21 protein-coding genes are annotated in these 14,706 nt (G+C 32.3%); all 21 read right to left on the reverse strand.

Annotated features, from left to right (window positions below):
• Positions 1-56 precede the first annotated feature (56 nt).
• Positions 57-782 (reverse strand): flagellar hook-basal body protein, encoded by a 726-nt coding sequence (locus BO51_RS04165; RefSeq protein WP_496484252.1) that lies wholly within the window; start codon positions 780-782, stop codon positions 57-59.
• Positions 783-791: 9 nt separating this feature from the next.
• On the reverse strand, positions 792-1,493 hold the full coding sequence (locus tag BO51_RS04170) for a flagellar hook-basal body protein (protein WP_496484254.1): 702 nt from the start codon (positions 1,491-1,493) through the stop codon (positions 792-794).
• Complete coding sequence (locus BO51_RS04175) at positions 1,486-1,620, reverse strand: hypothetical protein (protein WP_496484255.1); 135 nt, start codon at positions 1,618-1,620, stop codon at positions 1,486-1,488. Before BO51_RS04175 ends, BO51_RS04170 begins: the two co-directional genes overlap by 8 nt.
• A gap of 47 nt (positions 1,621-1,667) precedes the next feature.
• Positions 1,668-2,057: a hypothetical protein gene (locus tag BO51_RS04180; protein ID WP_496484257.1), complete on the reverse strand. Its 390-nt coding sequence runs from the start codon at positions 2,055-2,057 to the stop codon at positions 1,668-1,670.
• A gap of 1 nt (position 2,058) precedes the next feature.
• The gene (locus tag BO51_RS04185) at positions 2,059-2,781 is read right to left on the reverse strand and encodes a sigma-70 family RNA polymerase sigma factor (RefSeq protein WP_496484259.1); all 723 of its coding nucleotides are present in this window, start codon (positions 2,779-2,781) and stop codon (positions 2,059-2,061) included.
• A gap of 4 nt (positions 2,782-2,785) precedes the next feature.
• Complete coding sequence (locus tag BO51_RS04190; protein WP_496484261.1) at positions 2,786-3,457, reverse strand: flagellar brake protein; 672 nt, start codon at positions 3,455-3,457, stop codon at positions 2,786-2,788.
• A 4-nt stretch (positions 3,458-3,461) separates the two neighbouring features.
• Positions 3,462-4,331 (reverse strand): MinD/ParA family protein, encoded by an 870-nt coding sequence (locus tag BO51_RS04195; protein ID WP_496484263.1) that lies wholly within the window; start codon positions 4,329-4,331, stop codon positions 3,462-3,464.
• On the reverse strand, positions 4,328-5,317 hold the full coding sequence (locus BO51_RS04200; protein ID WP_496484265.1) for a flagellar biosynthesis protein FlhF: 990 nt from the start codon (positions 5,315-5,317) through the stop codon (positions 4,328-4,330). Before BO51_RS04200 ends, BO51_RS04195 begins: the two co-directional genes overlap by 4 nt.
• Entirely contained in the window at positions 5,314-7,386 is a 2,073-nt protein-coding gene (gene flhA / locus BO51_RS04205) for a flagellar biosynthesis protein FlhA (RefSeq protein WP_496484267.1), read from the reverse strand. Before flhA ends, BO51_RS04200 begins: the two co-directional genes overlap by 4 nt.
• Before the next feature lie 13 nt (positions 7,387-7,399).
• Positions 7,400-8,467 (reverse strand): flagellar biosynthesis protein FlhB, encoded by a 1,068-nt coding sequence (flhB, locus tag BO51_RS04210; RefSeq protein ID WP_496484269.1) that lies wholly within the window; start codon positions 8,465-8,467, stop codon positions 7,400-7,402.
• Positions 8,468-8,473: 6 nt separating this feature from the next.
• The gene (gene fliR / locus BO51_RS04215; RefSeq protein WP_496484271.1) at positions 8,474-9,241 is read right to left on the reverse strand and encodes a flagellar biosynthetic protein FliR; all 768 of its coding nucleotides are present in this window, start codon (positions 9,239-9,241) and stop codon (positions 8,474-8,476) included.
• 10 nt (positions 9,242-9,251) lie between these two features.
• Positions 9,252-9,518 (reverse strand): flagellar biosynthesis protein FliQ, encoded by a 267-nt coding sequence (gene fliQ / locus BO51_RS04220; RefSeq protein ID WP_496484273.1) that lies wholly within the window; start codon positions 9,516-9,518, stop codon positions 9,252-9,254.
• Positions 9,519-9,530: 12 nt separating this feature from the next.
• The gene (fliP, locus tag BO51_RS04225; RefSeq protein WP_496484275.1) at positions 9,531-10,268 is read right to left on the reverse strand and encodes a flagellar type III secretion system pore protein FliP; all 738 of its coding nucleotides are present in this window, start codon (positions 10,266-10,268) and stop codon (positions 9,531-9,533) included.
• The gene (locus BO51_RS04230) at positions 10,261-10,608 is read right to left on the reverse strand and encodes a flagellar biosynthetic protein FliO (protein WP_496484277.1); all 348 of its coding nucleotides are present in this window, start codon (positions 10,606-10,608) and stop codon (positions 10,261-10,263) included. The genes fliP and BO51_RS04230 overlap by 8 nt, the downstream gene beginning before the upstream one ends.
• Positions 10,609-10,622: 14 nt before the next feature.
• Positions 10,623-11,087 (reverse strand): flagellar basal body-associated FliL family protein, encoded by a 465-nt coding sequence (locus BO51_RS04235; RefSeq protein ID WP_496484279.1) that lies wholly within the window; start codon positions 11,085-11,087, stop codon positions 10,623-10,625.
• Positions 11,088-11,092: 5 nt separating this feature from the next.
• On the reverse strand, positions 11,093-11,854 hold the full coding sequence (locus BO51_RS04240) for an OmpA/MotB family protein (protein ID WP_496484281.1): 762 nt from the start codon (positions 11,852-11,854) through the stop codon (positions 11,093-11,095).
• Positions 11,847-12,671 (reverse strand): motility protein A, encoded by an 825-nt coding sequence (locus tag BO51_RS04245; RefSeq protein ID WP_496484283.1) that lies wholly within the window; start codon positions 12,669-12,671, stop codon positions 11,847-11,849. The genes BO51_RS04240 and BO51_RS04245 overlap by 8 nt, the downstream gene beginning before the upstream one ends.
• Entirely contained in the window at positions 12,583-12,870 is a 288-nt protein-coding gene (locus BO51_RS04250; protein ID WP_496484285.1) for a flagellar FlbD family protein, read from the reverse strand. Before BO51_RS04250 ends, BO51_RS04245 begins: the two co-directional genes overlap by 89 nt.
• Before the next feature lie 59 nt (positions 12,871-12,929).
• Positions 12,930-13,865, reverse strand: a complete 936-nt coding sequence (locus tag BO51_RS04255) for a flagellar hook-basal body complex protein (RefSeq protein WP_496484287.1) — start codon at positions 13,863-13,865, stop codon at positions 12,930-12,932.
• Between the two features lie 70 nt (positions 13,866-13,935).
• Complete coding sequence (locus BO51_RS04260) at positions 13,936-14,304, reverse strand: TIGR02530 family flagellar biosynthesis protein (protein ID WP_496484289.1); 369 nt, start codon at positions 14,302-14,304, stop codon at positions 13,936-13,938.
• Positions 14,305-14,306: 2 nt separating this feature from the next.
• Positions 14,307-14,705: a flagellar hook capping FlgD N-terminal domain-containing protein gene (locus BO51_RS04265; RefSeq protein ID WP_496484291.1), complete on the reverse strand. Its 399-nt coding sequence runs from the start codon at positions 14,703-14,705 to the stop codon at positions 14,307-14,309.
• Position 14,706 lies beyond the last annotated feature (1 nt).

A 14,706-nucleotide genomic window follows, 5' to 3' on the forward strand; every position in this document is an offset into this window, starting at 1 on the left:
GTTTACATTATACCAGAGGAAAAGAAATAATTTGGTTGCATATGCAACCAAATTATTTATCTTTTTAAATTATTAGACATATTGTATATTTCATCTGCTGTCTCTACTACTTTACTGCTCATGGAATAGGCTCTTTGAGTAATGAGCATGTCAGTTAATGAATTCGTCAAGTCTACATTGGATTGCTCTAAAAAATATTGTTTAATATTGCCAAAGTCATAGTTTTCTTCTCTTGATGAGTATACTTCTCCATTTGAAATGTATTTGCCGCTATCAATAGGCGTCAATGAATCTATGTTTTGAGGAAAGAATAAGACAATTTTCCCTAATAAAGTTGATTTCCCATCATTATTCTGATAAATATTCCCTTCTTCATCTACAGTTATATTCTCATTAGTCCATTCTTCTGGATTCACTACATAATCTATAATGAGTTTGTTACCATCTTTATCCACAACATTATTCTCATTATCCAATGCGAATCCACCATCTCGAGTCAACATGATTTGATCGTTTCTCATTGTTCCGAAAAATCCATCGCCTTCTATGGCCATATTAAAAGGACTTTGAGATTCAATAAATGTACCTTGTTTGTAATTCACTTTAGATACCAAACCAGTTGTTCCAGCACTTATATTTTCAGTATTCAATAGTTCTCTAAAGCTTATCTCCTTCTTCTTAAATCCAATTGTATTCACATTAGATATTTCATCTGCTATTGAATCCATTTTGCGCTGATTGGCATTCAGTCCTGATCTACCTATGTGTAGAGATATGTTCATATATTTCACCTATACCTTTCCAACTTCATTTACAGCTTTGCTTAAAGTTTCATCAGCTGTATGCATTAGTTTTTGATTTGTTTCAAATTCTCGGGTTATCTCAATCAATTTTACCATTTCATCTGCCATATTCACATTGCTTGATTCCAAATATCCTCTCTTTACTTCGGATCCTATTGCATTAATAGGCGATTGAGTTGTAAATAAACTATCCCCAATGCTTGTCATTGTATTGTAATCTTCAATGTTTGAAATTAAAAAATTTGGATTTTCTTCATTAGGATTTATATAGCCATTGAGTCCTATTATTCTATAACCTTCTACTGTGGTTAATTCGTTGTTTTCATTGGTTGTAAAATTTCCATTTCTTGTATATGCTCTCTGTCCATTGTTTAATTCCACAGTAAAGAATCCATCGCCATTTATTGCAAAATCAGTATTGTTCCCTGTCTCATAAAAGCTTCCACTTGTATAGTTTCTATAGTACCCATCAACTTGATTGCCAAATATAAACTGACCTAAAGGATTCCTTAAATTTTTATTGTTCCCACCGGCATAGTTCATCATTTCCCTTGACTCCATTGTGCTTTGCAATACTCCTTGGAACTTATATCCTGGTGTGTTTACATTCACAATATTGGCACTTGTATTCTCTTGTTTTTTTTGAATTACATTCAGACTTCTGTTAATAGTGTAGAGAGATCTAATCATTTGCTTCTCCTCCCATGTTATTTGTAGAATTTATGTTGACTTTTATTTCTTCAGGATATATCATTCCAAGTTTTCTCGCCTTCATTTCAATGTCATTGTCGCTTAATCTTTCATAACTTAAGTTCATTAAAATAGCAGCAATTAAAATCCCAATGCCAAAGGGTATAAAAACATTTATTCTATATTCTTTGATTCTATATATAAATTTTTTAATAATAAAACCTCCCCTTTTTCCATTCCTAAGATTTTGCAAGTTTCTGCCAAGCTAATATTTCCATTAATATACGAATTGATTGTCTGAAACTCATATTCCTTATCATCTATTGATTGGTTTATGTTAATATCAAATTTTTCTGTGTTCATTATATTTCTTGAATTTTCTTCATCAATTTTGTTGTCAAAACCATAGATTATTTCTTCAATATCATTTATTCTGCTTTTTATATCTTCTAATTGGTCATTATCAAAAGAATTGCTTTCTTCTTTTCCATTAAAGTATTCTTTTTCTAAATAAAGTCCATATATTATAAATGCACTTGCTAAAAATACGAGAAATTTGAACATCTTAATCCTCCATTAAATCCTTTAAATAGCCGTTCAACTTAAGCAATATTTTCCCATGAATTTGTGATACTCTCGCTATCGATATATCTAAAACATACGCTATCTCTTTTAATGTCAATTCCTCAACATAATAAAGATTGAGAATCAGTTGTTCTCTTTCCTCCAACTTCTCTATAGCACATTTAAGCTTATCTTTTTTCTCTTTCTCAATATACGCTTCCTCAGGTGATTTGTTTTTCTCATCTTTAAGAGTGTCAAGAAAATAGAACTCTTCGCCTTCTTTATTGTAAAGGACAGATTCTAGAGAGATATTAGCTAAGTAATGAAGAGTTTCGTATATTTTAGACATTTCTTTTGATTCTAAATTCAATTCTTTAATTATCTCTTGCTCATCTGGTGTCCTATTCAGTTTTTGCTCTAAATTTCCTTTCACAGTATAATATTCATTTAGTTTATAAATCCTGTCCCTTGAAACTTTCCCAGATTTCCTAAGCTCGTCAATTATAGCTCCCCTTATTCTTATAGTAGCATAAGCTTCAAATGGGACATTCTTTGATGTGTCAAATTTCTCAACAGCATCCATAAGTCCAATTATTCCAACACTCACTAAATCCTCATAATCAAGGGCATTGTCATTGATTTCGATCTTAGATACTATCTTGTTGACCAGAGGTATGTATTTAATTATCAAATCATCTTTACTGCTGGTATATGACTGAGACATTTTTTTACCCCTTAATCCTATTCTTCCTCATTAGAGTAAATACTTTCTTGATTATTTTTTCTCTTGTTTTATCAGTTACGTCAATAAATTCAACTCCATATGTATAGAGTGCCTTTTCTTTAATTATGTCTACTTGTCTGTGAACTACATTTCCTTTCAATGCAAATTGCTCTCCGTCTAGTTGAATATAAAGTACTATGTCCTCACCTTCTGAAAGCCTATGATCAGATTTGAATTTTATTCCTCCACCGCTAATATCAACCATTAAACCTTCTTTTAGATACTCCATTAATTTATTGCTTGAAAATCCGTTTAGATCTAAATTGTCCTTTCCAATCAGAAAGCTATGATCAGAAAACTTGATTTCTTTAGTATGGTGTACGCGCGCATATTGCCTTCTTTGTACTTTTTCTATATTTGTTATATTGCTAAGTATATATGTCGGAAATTCTAATTTTTTCCTTTCGGATACAATTGCATTGAAGGAAAAAGAATTGATTCCATCACTAGCCAGTCCACTAACTTTCTCACCTACTCTAATAAGTTTAAAATCTTTGCTATCTGATGTGCTTGTGACATAGATATTGTCATCTAAGATGTCATATATTAAACCTTTAAAAATGTCTCCATCTGCCAATGTTAGTTCCACGCTTGAATTAACAATTATTGGTATCATATAATCACCCAAAAATCCTATAAATTTTGTTTTTCAATTCTTTTACAGTCGATATATTATTCTTGTGCAAATTGTCATCGATTAATTTAGAACATATCATTTCTATGCTTTCTGATGCTAAAGAGTTCGGATATTTGATTACAAAGGGGTGTTGCTCCATTATTGCTTTGTTTACCCTTAAATCACTATATACATATCCAATGTTTTCAATATCTATGTTTAAAAAAGAATTTACAGTCATTAACAATTTATTGAATGTATCGTCACCAGTTGATCTATTGTCTATTTGATTGATTATGACCTTCACTTTGTCTTTAATGCTGTTATTCGATATTACTTTTATTACTCTATATGCATCTGTAAGTGCAGTAGGTTCAGGTGTAGTTATTAAAATTATTTCATCGGATAGAAGTGAAAAAGCAATTGATTGTTTTGTCATGCCCGCTCCATTGTCTATTATTAAAATGTCATAATTCCCAAATTCCAATAAATTGTCCAGTACCCATTTTTGTTTTTCTTTATCAAGTTTCTCCATTTCCAATAGATCAGACCCGCCAGATAGCAAATCAATTCCATAAGGGCTTTTTGTTATGACTTCATTAATGGTTTTATCTCCTCTAATTAAGTCAAACAAATTGTTTCTTACTGGTATCCCAAGTATTATATTTGCATTAGTCATCCCTACATCTGCATCTATTAAGAGAACTTTTTTCCCTTTTTGATTTAATTTTATCCCAAGGTTGACACTTAAATTAGTCTTACCAACACCACCTTTACCACTTAAAACAGAATATATCTTTATATTCTTACAAATATTATCTTTAGCAAAACCATTGTCAACCATTTTTCTTAAATTAGAGGCTTGGTCTATCATAAGATTAGGTCTCCTTCGCACAGCTCAAAAATAGTATCTATATTAACTTCCTTGATGTCATTAGGCACATCTTGACCATTACAGAGATATTGAATAGGTTTAGAGCTTTTGTTCAATATGTACCATAAATTCGATAGGTCTAGAGCTTCGTCTATCTTTGTAAGTATTATTGAATCATAGTTTAGCAAAATGTATCTTTCCAATATATTGTCTATAGCTTTTTTATCAGTAGTCATGCTTATTACTAAAAAAGTTTTATAGTCTAAGTAACATTTGTCAATAAATTTGCTTACTTCAGATAGTTTTTTATCATCATTCGGGCTCATTCCCAAAGTATCTATTAAAATTATATCGCAGTCCGTCATGCTCTTAAGTTTGCCTTCCATTTCTACAATATCGTTGGCAATCTCAAATGGTATATTTAGAATTCTTGCATATGTCCTTAATTGTTCAACTGCTCCTATTCTATAAGTGTCTATGGTTATCAGACCAACTTTATTTTTGTTGATTATAGTCTCTCTTGCAGCTATCTTTGCTATAGTTGTAGTTTTCCCAACTCCCGTTGGCCCAACTAAAATGTTAATTTTCGAAAGTTCCTTCTTGTCGTTAAATGTAGTGTCTTTTAAAAGAATTTCTAAAAATTGTTTTTTTTCATCAGTTGACAAATTTTCCGGAGTCTTGTCATGCAGTAAACAAAAGTGCTTTAGCTTTTCTTTTGCCAATTCATTATCTATGCTAAGTTTTATGTCATTTTTTTTCTTTGTATTTGTTATGATTTCACTTGCCTTGGTATCGTCATTTAACACTTGATTTTTTTCCTCTTCTAATGCAAAAGTTACTTCAATGTATTTCTTTTTAAACGGATTCAATTTAGCACCTTGTTTAATATTTCTTTGATCAACTAGGATAGCTTCTGACCCTAATTCATATCTTGCCCTCACAAATGCTTCTTTCATGTCTTTAACTATATATTTTTTAATAATCATATTTTATCCACCATTCCTACTGCTTCTATATCTATCTCGTTTGGTATCTCTGTTATAGAAATAACTGGCAAATTTGGAAAATTATATGATATCAGATTTCTAAAGGCAATTCTAATCTTAGGCGAAGTTAGAATAACTGGATCAATTCCTTTTATCTGACATTGTTCAACAGCCTTGTTCAAATTATCAAATATCTTGTTTATAATTTCAGGCTTTAAAATTGGTATTGAGCCAGACATTGTCTTTTGTGTGTTTTCACTAATTATTTCTTCTATGCTAGGATGAATTGTTATAACAGGAAGCTTTCCTTCGCTATTCAGATAGCTTTTTGTTATTGTTCTCTTGAGTGCTTGTCTTACCTGTTCCACAAGCATTTCTGTATCCTTAATCATTGGTGCGTTATCAGCTAGTGTCTCAAGTATGGTAACTAAATCTGTAATCGGCACATTTTCTTTTAGCAAACCTTGTAATACTTTTTGCACTTCGCCCAATGTCATTATATCAGGAATAAGTTCATCCACTACCACATCATATTTTTCTTTTACCATATCCAATAATTGTTTTACTTCTTGCCTGCCTAATAGTTCATGGCTATGACTCTTAATAACTTCTTTTAAATGAGTGACTAAAATTGTCGATGGCTCAACTATGGTATACCCCTCTAATTCTGCTTTGTCCTTCTGACTTTCATCTATCCAAATGGCATCAATTCCAAACGCCGGTTCTTTTGTGGATATTCCTTCGAGATTGAATTTTCCGTTTCCCGGATCGAGCACCATATACTTGTTTAGATATATTGTTCCTCTGGCAACTGTATTTCCCTTGATTTTAATGACATATTCATTAGGAGGTAATTGTAAATTGTCCCTAATTCTTATTGAATTTACTATTATACCTAGCTCATTAGAACATTGTCTCCTAATAGCTGTAATCTGATTTACTAAGTTTTCCTCCTTGCTTTCGTCCACTAATGGTATTAATCCATACCCTATTTCAAGCGCTATCGGTTCTACTTGCGAAACTTTTAAATCTTCTCGCTCTTCTTCTCTTTTAGTAGTTAATGTCATATTTTCCATATCTGTTGCAATGAGAACTTGTTCCTTTTCATTCTGCTTCAATAAATATCCAGCACTTCCAATCAAAAGTGCTACAACTAAAAATGGAATTGTTGGAAATGCAGGAACTAGCGATATTACTAGCAATACAATTGATGCCACCATCAAGACATCCGGTGTGGAAAAAATTTCTTTTGTCAAGCTCTTTCCAAATGTGTTTCCATCGTCAGACCTTGTGACTAGTATACCTGATGAGATTGAGATCAACAAGGCGGGTATTTGACTTACAAGCCCATCTCCTATGGTTAGTTTCCCAAATCTATCAATTGCTTCCATAGCGGATAAATCATGTTGTAGCGTGAAAATAAGTATTCCGCCTATTAAATTGATTACAGTTATGATTATACCGGCTATAGCATCTCCCTTAACAAATTTGCTAGCTCCATCCATCGCTCCATAAAAGTCAGCTTCTCTCTGTAAGCTTAGTCTTCTTTGTTTTGCAGTTTGCTCATCAATTAGTCCTGTGTTTAAATCGGCATCTATAGCCATCTGTTTACCGGGCATTGCATCCAATGTAAACCTTGCGGAGACTTCAGACACTCTACTCGCACCATTTGTAATAACCACCAACTGTACGATAACAATGATTACAAATATTACCGCTCCAACAATGTAGTTATTGCCAGTGACAAAATTTGCAAATGCATTAATTACATTGCCTGCATCCCCTTTACTGAGTATAAGTCTTGTAGAAGATATGTTTAATGACAATCTAAAAAGAGTAGTAATTAACAATAAAGTTGGGAAAGTTGAAAACTCTAAAACATTTTTAGTTGATAAAGTAAGTAAAAGTATGATTATTCCAATTGTAATATTTGAAACCAATAAAAAATCTAAAAGCAAACTTGGCATTGGTATGATTATTATCCCAATAATGCCGACTACTAAAAATCCAATGATTGCTTCTGTATATTTACTAAAAGTTTCTGAAACATTTTTAAATAGTGTTCTCATATCTATCCCTCAATTAAATTCTACCTTTTTTCTTTTTTTCTAAGTCATAAACATATGCTAAAACTTCTGCAACTAATTTATATAGCTCTACAGGTATATAATCCCCTACCTCAGCATCTTTATATATGGCTCTTGCTAATTCCTTATTTTCTATAATTGGTATTTTATTTTCTCTTGCTTTTTCCTTTATCTTTTGAGCCAAAAAATCTACTCCTTTAGCTACAACAACTGGTGCATTGTCTTCCTTTTCATCGTATTTAATTGCAACTGCAATATGCGTCGGGTTAGTAATAACAACATTTGATTTTTCAATTGCACTCATCATTCTGCTTAAAGCAATTTGCCTCTGTTTTTGAGAACGTGCTTGTTTTATTTGAGGATTTCCTTCCATCTCTTTGTACTCATCTTTAATTTCTTGCATAGTCATCTTTAAATTCTTTTTATAATCTCTCTTTTGAAATATGTAGTCAACTATGGCTATTCCCAACATGATAATTCCAATATTTATTACTAAGTCTACAACAAACTGCATTATAAAAGGAAAAAGTTTCTCTGTTCCAATGCTTCCTGCATTTAATATTTTTTTGAATGCGTTAGATAGATAATTGTATGCCAAAAATATGACTAAAATTAATTTTACTACATTTTTTGCTAAGCTAAAAACAGCTTTTTTTGAAAATATATTTTTAAATCCACTTATGGGATTTATTCTGTTAAAATCTGGTTTAAGAGGTTTTGTAGTGAACAACAACCCAGTTTGAACTATGTTTACTGCTACCCCTACAACAAGCCCTATAATTAAATATGGGAGTATTAATATGAGTAAATCAATTAAATTTGGCAAAAAAGTTGATATATTACTAGTTGTAATTTCTCTTCCAAAGTCCTCTCTTAAACTACTTTGAACAAATAATATGCTGTTTCTGAATAAACTCATAGCAAGAAAACTTGCTGTCATTGCAAAAACAATTAAACTTACAGCTGGAGCTAATTCAGAGCTCCTTGCTACTTGACCTTTCTTCTTTGCATCTTTAAGCCTTTTCGGGGTGGCTTCTTCTGTTTTTGATTCTTTATCTGCCATTTATTATCACCTGTTTATCGAACTTATCATATTCATAAAACCTTTAAAATAAGCTGGTATCTGACCTACAATCTCTCCGCTTCTACTTAAAACAAAAGAAATGGATACCAAAAAAACTACGAAACCAACTAAAGCTTTTACAGGCATGCCAAGCATAAACACATTAATCTGTGGAACAGTTCTTGAAATTATTCCCAGCACAGCATCTGATACAAGTAGGACAATTATCATTGGAGCAGCAAAGTTCAATGCAGTTTCAAATACGGTTCCAAATATCTTTACAACAGCTTCTACTTCTAATCCATCAAAAATGTATGTCCCTAAAGGGATTAGTCTAAAAGATTCAATAATACCGTTAATCATATAATGATGCATGTCCAGTAAAAAAAGTGCAGAAATAGCAATCCAATAATAAGCTTTCCCATAATTAGACACACTATTTCCTGTTATGGGATCATATACAGTAGCCATAGTAAACCCAACTTGGAAATCAATAAGTTGCCCTGCCATTTCACACGCTGTAAAGACTAAATTTGTTACATAACCCATCGCAAGTCCAATTAGCACCTCTTTTATAGCATATGTGAAAAAAACAAATAGGTTCGTAACTGGTATAAATTCTACGACTGATGAATAGGCGAATAATGTCAGAGCAGTAGATAATCCAATTTTCATGCTGTTTGGAAGTCCCTTTAAAGAAAATGCTGGACTTATGACAATGAACGATGTGATTCTCATCAAAATTAAAATGACTTTTTGCAATTGTATGCTCATGTCTTTACCCCTATATTATGTTTTGAATTAAAGCATAAAGACTATTCGTAAGTTCTAACACTCTATTTAACATAAAGTTGCCAAACAATACTATCGCTAACATGACTGCAATTAGTTTTGGAACGAAACTAAGAGTTTGTTCCTGTATTTGAGTTGTAGCCTGCAAAATACTTATAATCAATCCAACAACCATTGAGGTTAATAATACAGGTAGCGAAACTATTATTATAGTTAAAAAAGCGTTTTTAAGTACATCTAAAACTAAAGCTTGTGTCATTTATATCCCCCATCAGATAAAACTTTCAATTAAAGACTCTATTACTAAATACCATCCATCCACTAGTACAAATAGTAATAGTTTGAATGGCAAAGAAATAAGCACAGGCGGCAACATAAACATTCCCATTGACATAAGAATACTTGCAACTACCATATCGATTACAAGAAAAGGTATGTATATTATGAATCCTATGCTAAATGCAGTTCTCAACTCGCTTATCGCAAAAGCAGGAATAACCACACTTATTGGCAAATCCATAGGTTCATATACATTTTCACTGTTAGATGCCCTTAAAAATAGTGCTAAGTCTTTTTCTCTAGTCTGTTTGAGCATGAACTCTTTAAGTGGAACTTCAGCTCTTTGAATTGCTTCTTCTTGTGTTATCTCGTCTTTTATAAAAGGGTCATAGCTATCAGCCTTTATTGTTTGTATTGTTGGCTGCATTATAAAAAAGGTCAGAAATAATGCTAAACCGATCAAGACTTGATTTGGTGGTGTTTGTTGAGACCCAAGTCCACTTCTTAAAAACGACAGTGTAACAATGATTCTGGTGAAGGCTGTTGTCATGATAAGTATTGATGGAATTAATGTTAAAACTGTCATAAAAATCAAAAGTTTGACCGAGTCTACAGTTACATTTGCATCGTTGCCTATAGTAATATTGTCTAAACCTGTTGCATAAGTAAAATTTGGAAGTGCTATTATTAAAATTAATCCCAGTAATAAATATTTAAAATGTTTATTCACTTTTATACCTCTTAATAAATTTACTTATATCTATGCTGTTTTTGCGAAAATTGGCATTAGCTTTACTTTTAGATAAATATTCTTCCACTTCATCTTTTGATAGATCTTTTAATATGCTATTCTCTTTTTCGGTAAAACTCATTAGATAATAGTCGCCCATAATCTGAACTATTCCTATCGAAGAATGTGCGTCCACACTTGTCTTCTCTACAACTTTTATCATTCTGCCATTTTTATTTATTTTAGAATTTAAATACTTTAATGAGATATTTGCAATAATTATTACTAATATCAACACAAAGATCATCTTGAAAAATGAAAGTAGCATCTGTATATCCATGGTTTTCCTCTTTCCTACTGGACAATAATATCGGTAATGTACAATTCTTTTATTATTGGCTCGCCAAATGTATTATTTAATTCTTCAATGATATCCTTCTTCAATGCATCAATGCCTTCATTGGTAGTCACTTCTTCATATTCGCGCTCTCTTAGATTGTCTAAAATAATATCTCTAATTTTGCTCGTATTTATCATCAGCATCTCAGTCTTTGAGCTATCAGTATACATAAGACTAATTTTTACCTTCAGGTAGCTTCTCATATTTGCAGGAGATTTTAAATTGACTACAAATTCATCCAGACTCATTGTCAATTGTTCTTCTTTATCGAAAGATTTCATGATGTCAGCTATTGTTGTATCTGTGACTTTAAGGTAAATAAAAGCACCTAGAAATAGCACTGCAATTATTAGAACTATTATAATTATCAACTTTAATTTTGATTTCTTCTTTTTTACTTCTTTTGTTGTCTCTGTCATTTTATCTACTCCTCAAATACTATTAAAAGATTTACTCTTCTATTTTTCGCTCTGTTTTCAGGCGTATCATTTGGCGCTATTGGCGAATATTCTCCATATCCTCTAGCTGAAAGTCTTTTTGGATCTATGTTTTTTTGCTCTGTTAAATACCTTAAAACTGAAACAGCTCTAGCAGTTGAGAGCTCCCAATTTGTTGGATAAAGGTAAGTATTTGATGGAACATTGTCTGTATGCCCCTCTACAACTATTTTATTATCAAAATCATTCAGCAGCCCTTCTAACTTGTCTAATAATTCAACCCCTGAATCTTTAAGTCTAGCGCTTCCTGATTCAAATAAAATCGCATCTTTTATTTCTACAAAGACTCCTTCAGACTGCATTCTAACAGACACTTCAGCTTGTAAGTCAGTTTTGACTAAATAATCAACAACTTTATTGTACATATTTACTATATTAGGTGAAATAGGCTCATTCAACATTGATTCGTCTTCTACTATATCCTCTCCTTCGACTTCATCATCTTCTGTTATGGGTGGTAATGCATTATCATCTGTTCCATTATTGTCAAATATATAATCACTGCCCTTTCCTGAAAGCGCAGCTTGTAACGAATAAGCAATATTTTTAAATTTTTGCGCATCTATATTTGACATTGAATACAGCAATATAAAAAACGTCAGTAATAACGACATAAGATCAGAATAAGTAGTTAACCAGGATGGAGAGCCACCAGCTTCATCTTTTTTGCCTAATTTTTTTCTAGCCATTGTTTATCGCCTCATTCGACCTATCGTCTCCAGGAAGTTTATTAGCTTTATTCTTTGAATCTCTTTGTTCCCTAGGAGCTAGATACAATACTAATTTTTCTTCAAGCAATCTAGGATTTGTTCCTGCCTGAATTTCCAAAACCCCTTCTATTATCATCTCTGCAGTAAAAAGCTCTTCTTCTGTCTGAACTTTTAAATTTGATGCTATAGGTATAAAAACCAAGTTCGCCATTAAAGAACCATAAAAAGTAGTTACAAGCGCTGTAGCCATACCAGCACCAATTTTGCTTGGATCGTCTAGTTGAGCAAGCATTATAATAAGCCCAATTAAAGTTCCTAACATCCCAAACGCTGGCGCCAATTCGCCCCACTTTAAAAACACCGCTTGGCCTGTAGAGTGTCTTCTTTCTATTGTTTCCGCTTTTAATTCTAATATATCCCTTATGCTATCTGGCTCTACTCCATCAATTACAAGTTGAAGACCTGAAACTAAAAATGGATTGTTGATTTTATCCAATTCATCTTCTAGCGCAAGTAGTCCATCTTTTCTTGCTTTTCTTGATAACTCGGCAAATAAACTTACAAGCTCCATTCTTTCATTCCCGGGTGAGCTCAAAAGCATTTTTAAAACATTTGGTATGTTTTTTAATGTTTTAAAAGGAAAGCTTATTAAAAGAGCACTAAAAGATCCAAAAATTGTAATTATAATAGATGGAATGTCAATAAAGTTATTTAGGTTCCCGCTCAGCAGGATCGACCATATTATCAGAGCCATCCCAGCTATCAAGCCTATCGTTGGTACTAGATTCTTCTTCATAAGTAACCTCCACTAATTTTGAAAATATATTTCGCTTGTATTCTACTATTTTGTTCACTATTTGCTCTGGATCTTCGCTCACTCTTAATATTTTGCCGTCCACAAGCGTTACTATGGTATCAGTCGCCGCTTCTATTTTGTAAATCAAATCGCAATTTAAATAAAAAGGATTTCCGTTGATTGTTGTTAATCTAATCATATTCTCCTCCAGTTTGCATCTTAGGCTTTAAAGCCTAAGATGCGATAATTATTCAACTATTATCTCTTTAAATTTATTAGCTCCTGAAGCATTTCGTCAGAGGTTGTGATGCTTCTTGAATTCGCTTGATATGCTCTACTAGCAATAATCATTTCTGTAAATTCATTAGCTAAATCGACATTTGACATTTCAAGAAATCCTTGTCTGATTACTCCCAATCCCTTTTTACCAGCACTTCCAGCTTCTGGCAAACCAGAGTTGTTAGAAGCAACATAATTGTTGTTTCCAATTTTTTCTAAGCCTTCTGGGTTTTTAAATCCAACTACTCCTATACGACCAAGCCGATAAGGTTTACCATCGCTGTATACACCGTCAATATTACCTGATCCATCAATAGAGTAGCTTTCCAAGTCAAGTGTGTTTGCACCCACTTTTAGTTTTTCAGGTATGACCATTGGTTTTAGTTTACTCAAATCATTAGTTCCATTTGGTTCATCAATAGTAGGTGTTGCTGGATCATCTGGATAATTATGAACATTTGTAGTGTTATCCTTTGTCATACCTGTTATTATATATCCTAACACTCTTTCTCCATTAGAATTTACTAGATTTCCTTCGTAATCTGTGAAAAATGCCCCATCTCTGGTATAATACTTTGTATTTCCAGTACTATCAGGCGATACTGCAAAAAATCCTTCTCCCTCAATGGCAAAATCTAATCCCCTATTTGTTGGTTGCAATGCTCCGTCTGTCATCATCATATCAATTGCTCCAACTTTAACACCTAGTCCAACTTGCTTGCCATTTATACCACCTAATCCATTCGTCGAAGGACTTTGAGCATTTGCCATAGTTTGGCTTAACATATCTTGAAATCTTACTCTGCTTGATTTATATGCAGTAGTATTTACATTTGCTATGTTGTTTGCTATAACGTCCATCTTAGTTTGAAAGCCTTTCATTCCATTTACACCTGAATATAATGACCTTAACATTTATATATCCTCCTTTGAATTGTTCGCTTCAGTCAGTCAGCGAATCTATGGCTCCCATAAGGTCCAGCCATTATTTTACAATCATTGTACTATCTATGTTGGTTACAATTGAAACTTCAGAATTGTTCATAGAAGTAATTATTGTTCTATTTGTAATACTTGCTATGAAAGCCAAGTCTTTGTAAAGAATCAAACTTTCTTTTGCCCCTTTTTCTTCTAATTCATTTATAGCAGTGTTTAAGTTTTCAATGTCTTTGTTGTTTAATCTGATTCCTCTTTCGTTCATCCTTTGAATAGCATGATTTGATATGCTTACTTCTTTTTTTTCTGCTATTGCTTCATTTAGTATTGCTTTAAAAGAAGAATTAGTTGAATCTGTCTTTTTGGTTTTATTTAAATCATTCTGTATCTGTAAGTTGTTTTGAATTCTTATGTCCATTTTTACACCTCGCCTGATACTTCTATTAATAATCCTATAGGATAGTCTGTATCATTTATTTGTAAATAGACATTGTTATTTGCAAACTTTACTTTGTCTACAACTCCGACTATATCTCCTTCTTCAGAGTAGATTTTAACTTCTTTGCCTACAAGTCTTGCTTGGTTTAGCATGTTAACTTGATTTATTGATTCATATATTTGTGTTAGTTGCTCAAGCATGGTAAATTGTGCCATTTGAGTTAAATAATCTGTTTTGCTTCCTCCTTCGCTGTCGCCTCCAGATGCATTTTGATTTTTAATTTCAGCTGCCATGATTTTCAAAAAATCATCGATAGACAAAGATTTTTTATTAATCTCAGTTGTATTAGCTGTAGTATTGTCGATTCCTCTGACTTCCACA

The sequence above is a fragment of the Soehngenia saccharolytica DSM 12858 genome (assembly GCF_059568515.1).

Coding starts and splice junctions, on each gene's coding strand:
- BO51_RS04185 (WP_496484259.1), bottom strand. CDS start 2,781: ATGTCTCAGTCATATACCAGCAGTAAAGATGATTTGATAATTAAATAC.
- BO51_RS04255 (WP_496484287.1), bottom strand. CDS start 13,865: ATGTTAAGGTCATTATATTCAGGTGTAAATGGAATGAAAGGCTTTCAA.
- BO51_RS04175 (WP_496484255.1), bottom strand. CDS start 1,620: ATGAACTTAAGTTATGAAAGATTAAGCGACAATGACATTGAAATGAAG.
- BO51_RS04200 (WP_496484265.1), bottom strand. CDS start 5,317: ATGATTATTAAAAAATATATAGTTAAAGACATGAAAGAAGCATTTGTG.
- BO51_RS04245 (WP_496484283.1), bottom strand. CDS start 12,671: ATGAAGAAGAATCTAGTACCAACGATAGGCTTGATAGCTGGGATGGCT.
- BO51_RS04190 (WP_496484261.1), bottom strand. CDS start 3,457: ATGATACCAATAATTGTTAATTCAAGCGTGGAACTAACATTGGCAGAT.
- BO51_RS04240 (WP_496484281.1), bottom strand. CDS start 11,854: ATGGCTAGAAAAAAATTAGGCAAAAAAGATGAAGCTGGTGGCTCTCCA.
- BO51_RS04180 (WP_496484257.1), bottom strand. CDS start 2,057: ATGTTCAAATTTCTCGTATTTTTAGCAAGTGCATTTATAATATATGGA.
- BO51_RS04195 (WP_496484263.1), bottom strand. CDS start 4,331: ATGATAGACCAAGCCTCTAATTTAAGAAAAATGGTTGACAATGGTTTT.
- BO51_RS04230 (WP_496484277.1), bottom strand. CDS start 10,608: ATGGATATACAGATGCTACTTTCATTTTTCAAGATGATCTTTGTGTTG.
- flhB (WP_496484269.1), bottom strand. CDS start 8,467: ATGGCAGATAAAGAATCAAAAACAGAAGAAGCCACCCCGAAAAGGCTT.
- BO51_RS04165 (WP_496484252.1), bottom strand. CDS start 782: ATGAACATATCTCTACACATAGGTAGATCAGGACTGAATGCCAATCAG.
- fliR (WP_496484271.1), bottom strand. CDS start 9,241: ATGAGCATACAATTGCAAAAAGTCATTTTAATTTTGATGAGAATCACA.
- fliQ (WP_496484273.1), bottom strand. CDS start 9,518: ATGACACAAGCTTTAGTTTTAGATGTACTTAAAAACGCTTTTTTAACT.
- BO51_RS04260 (WP_496484289.1), bottom strand. CDS start 14,304: ATGGACATAAGAATTCAAAACAACTTACAGATACAGAATGATTTAAAT.
- BO51_RS04170 (WP_496484254.1), bottom strand. CDS start 1,493: ATGATTAGATCTCTCTACACTATTAACAGAAGTCTGAATGTAATTCAA.
- BO51_RS04250 (WP_496484285.1), bottom strand. CDS start 12,870: ATGATTAGATTAACAACAATCAACGGAAATCCTTTTTATTTAAATTGC.
- BO51_RS04235 (WP_496484279.1), bottom strand. CDS start 11,087: ATGACAGAGACAACAAAAGAAGTAAAAAAGAAGAAATCAAAATTAAAG.
- flhA (WP_496484267.1), bottom strand. CDS start 7,386: ATGAGAACACTATTTAAAAATGTTTCAGAAACTTTTAGTAAATATACA.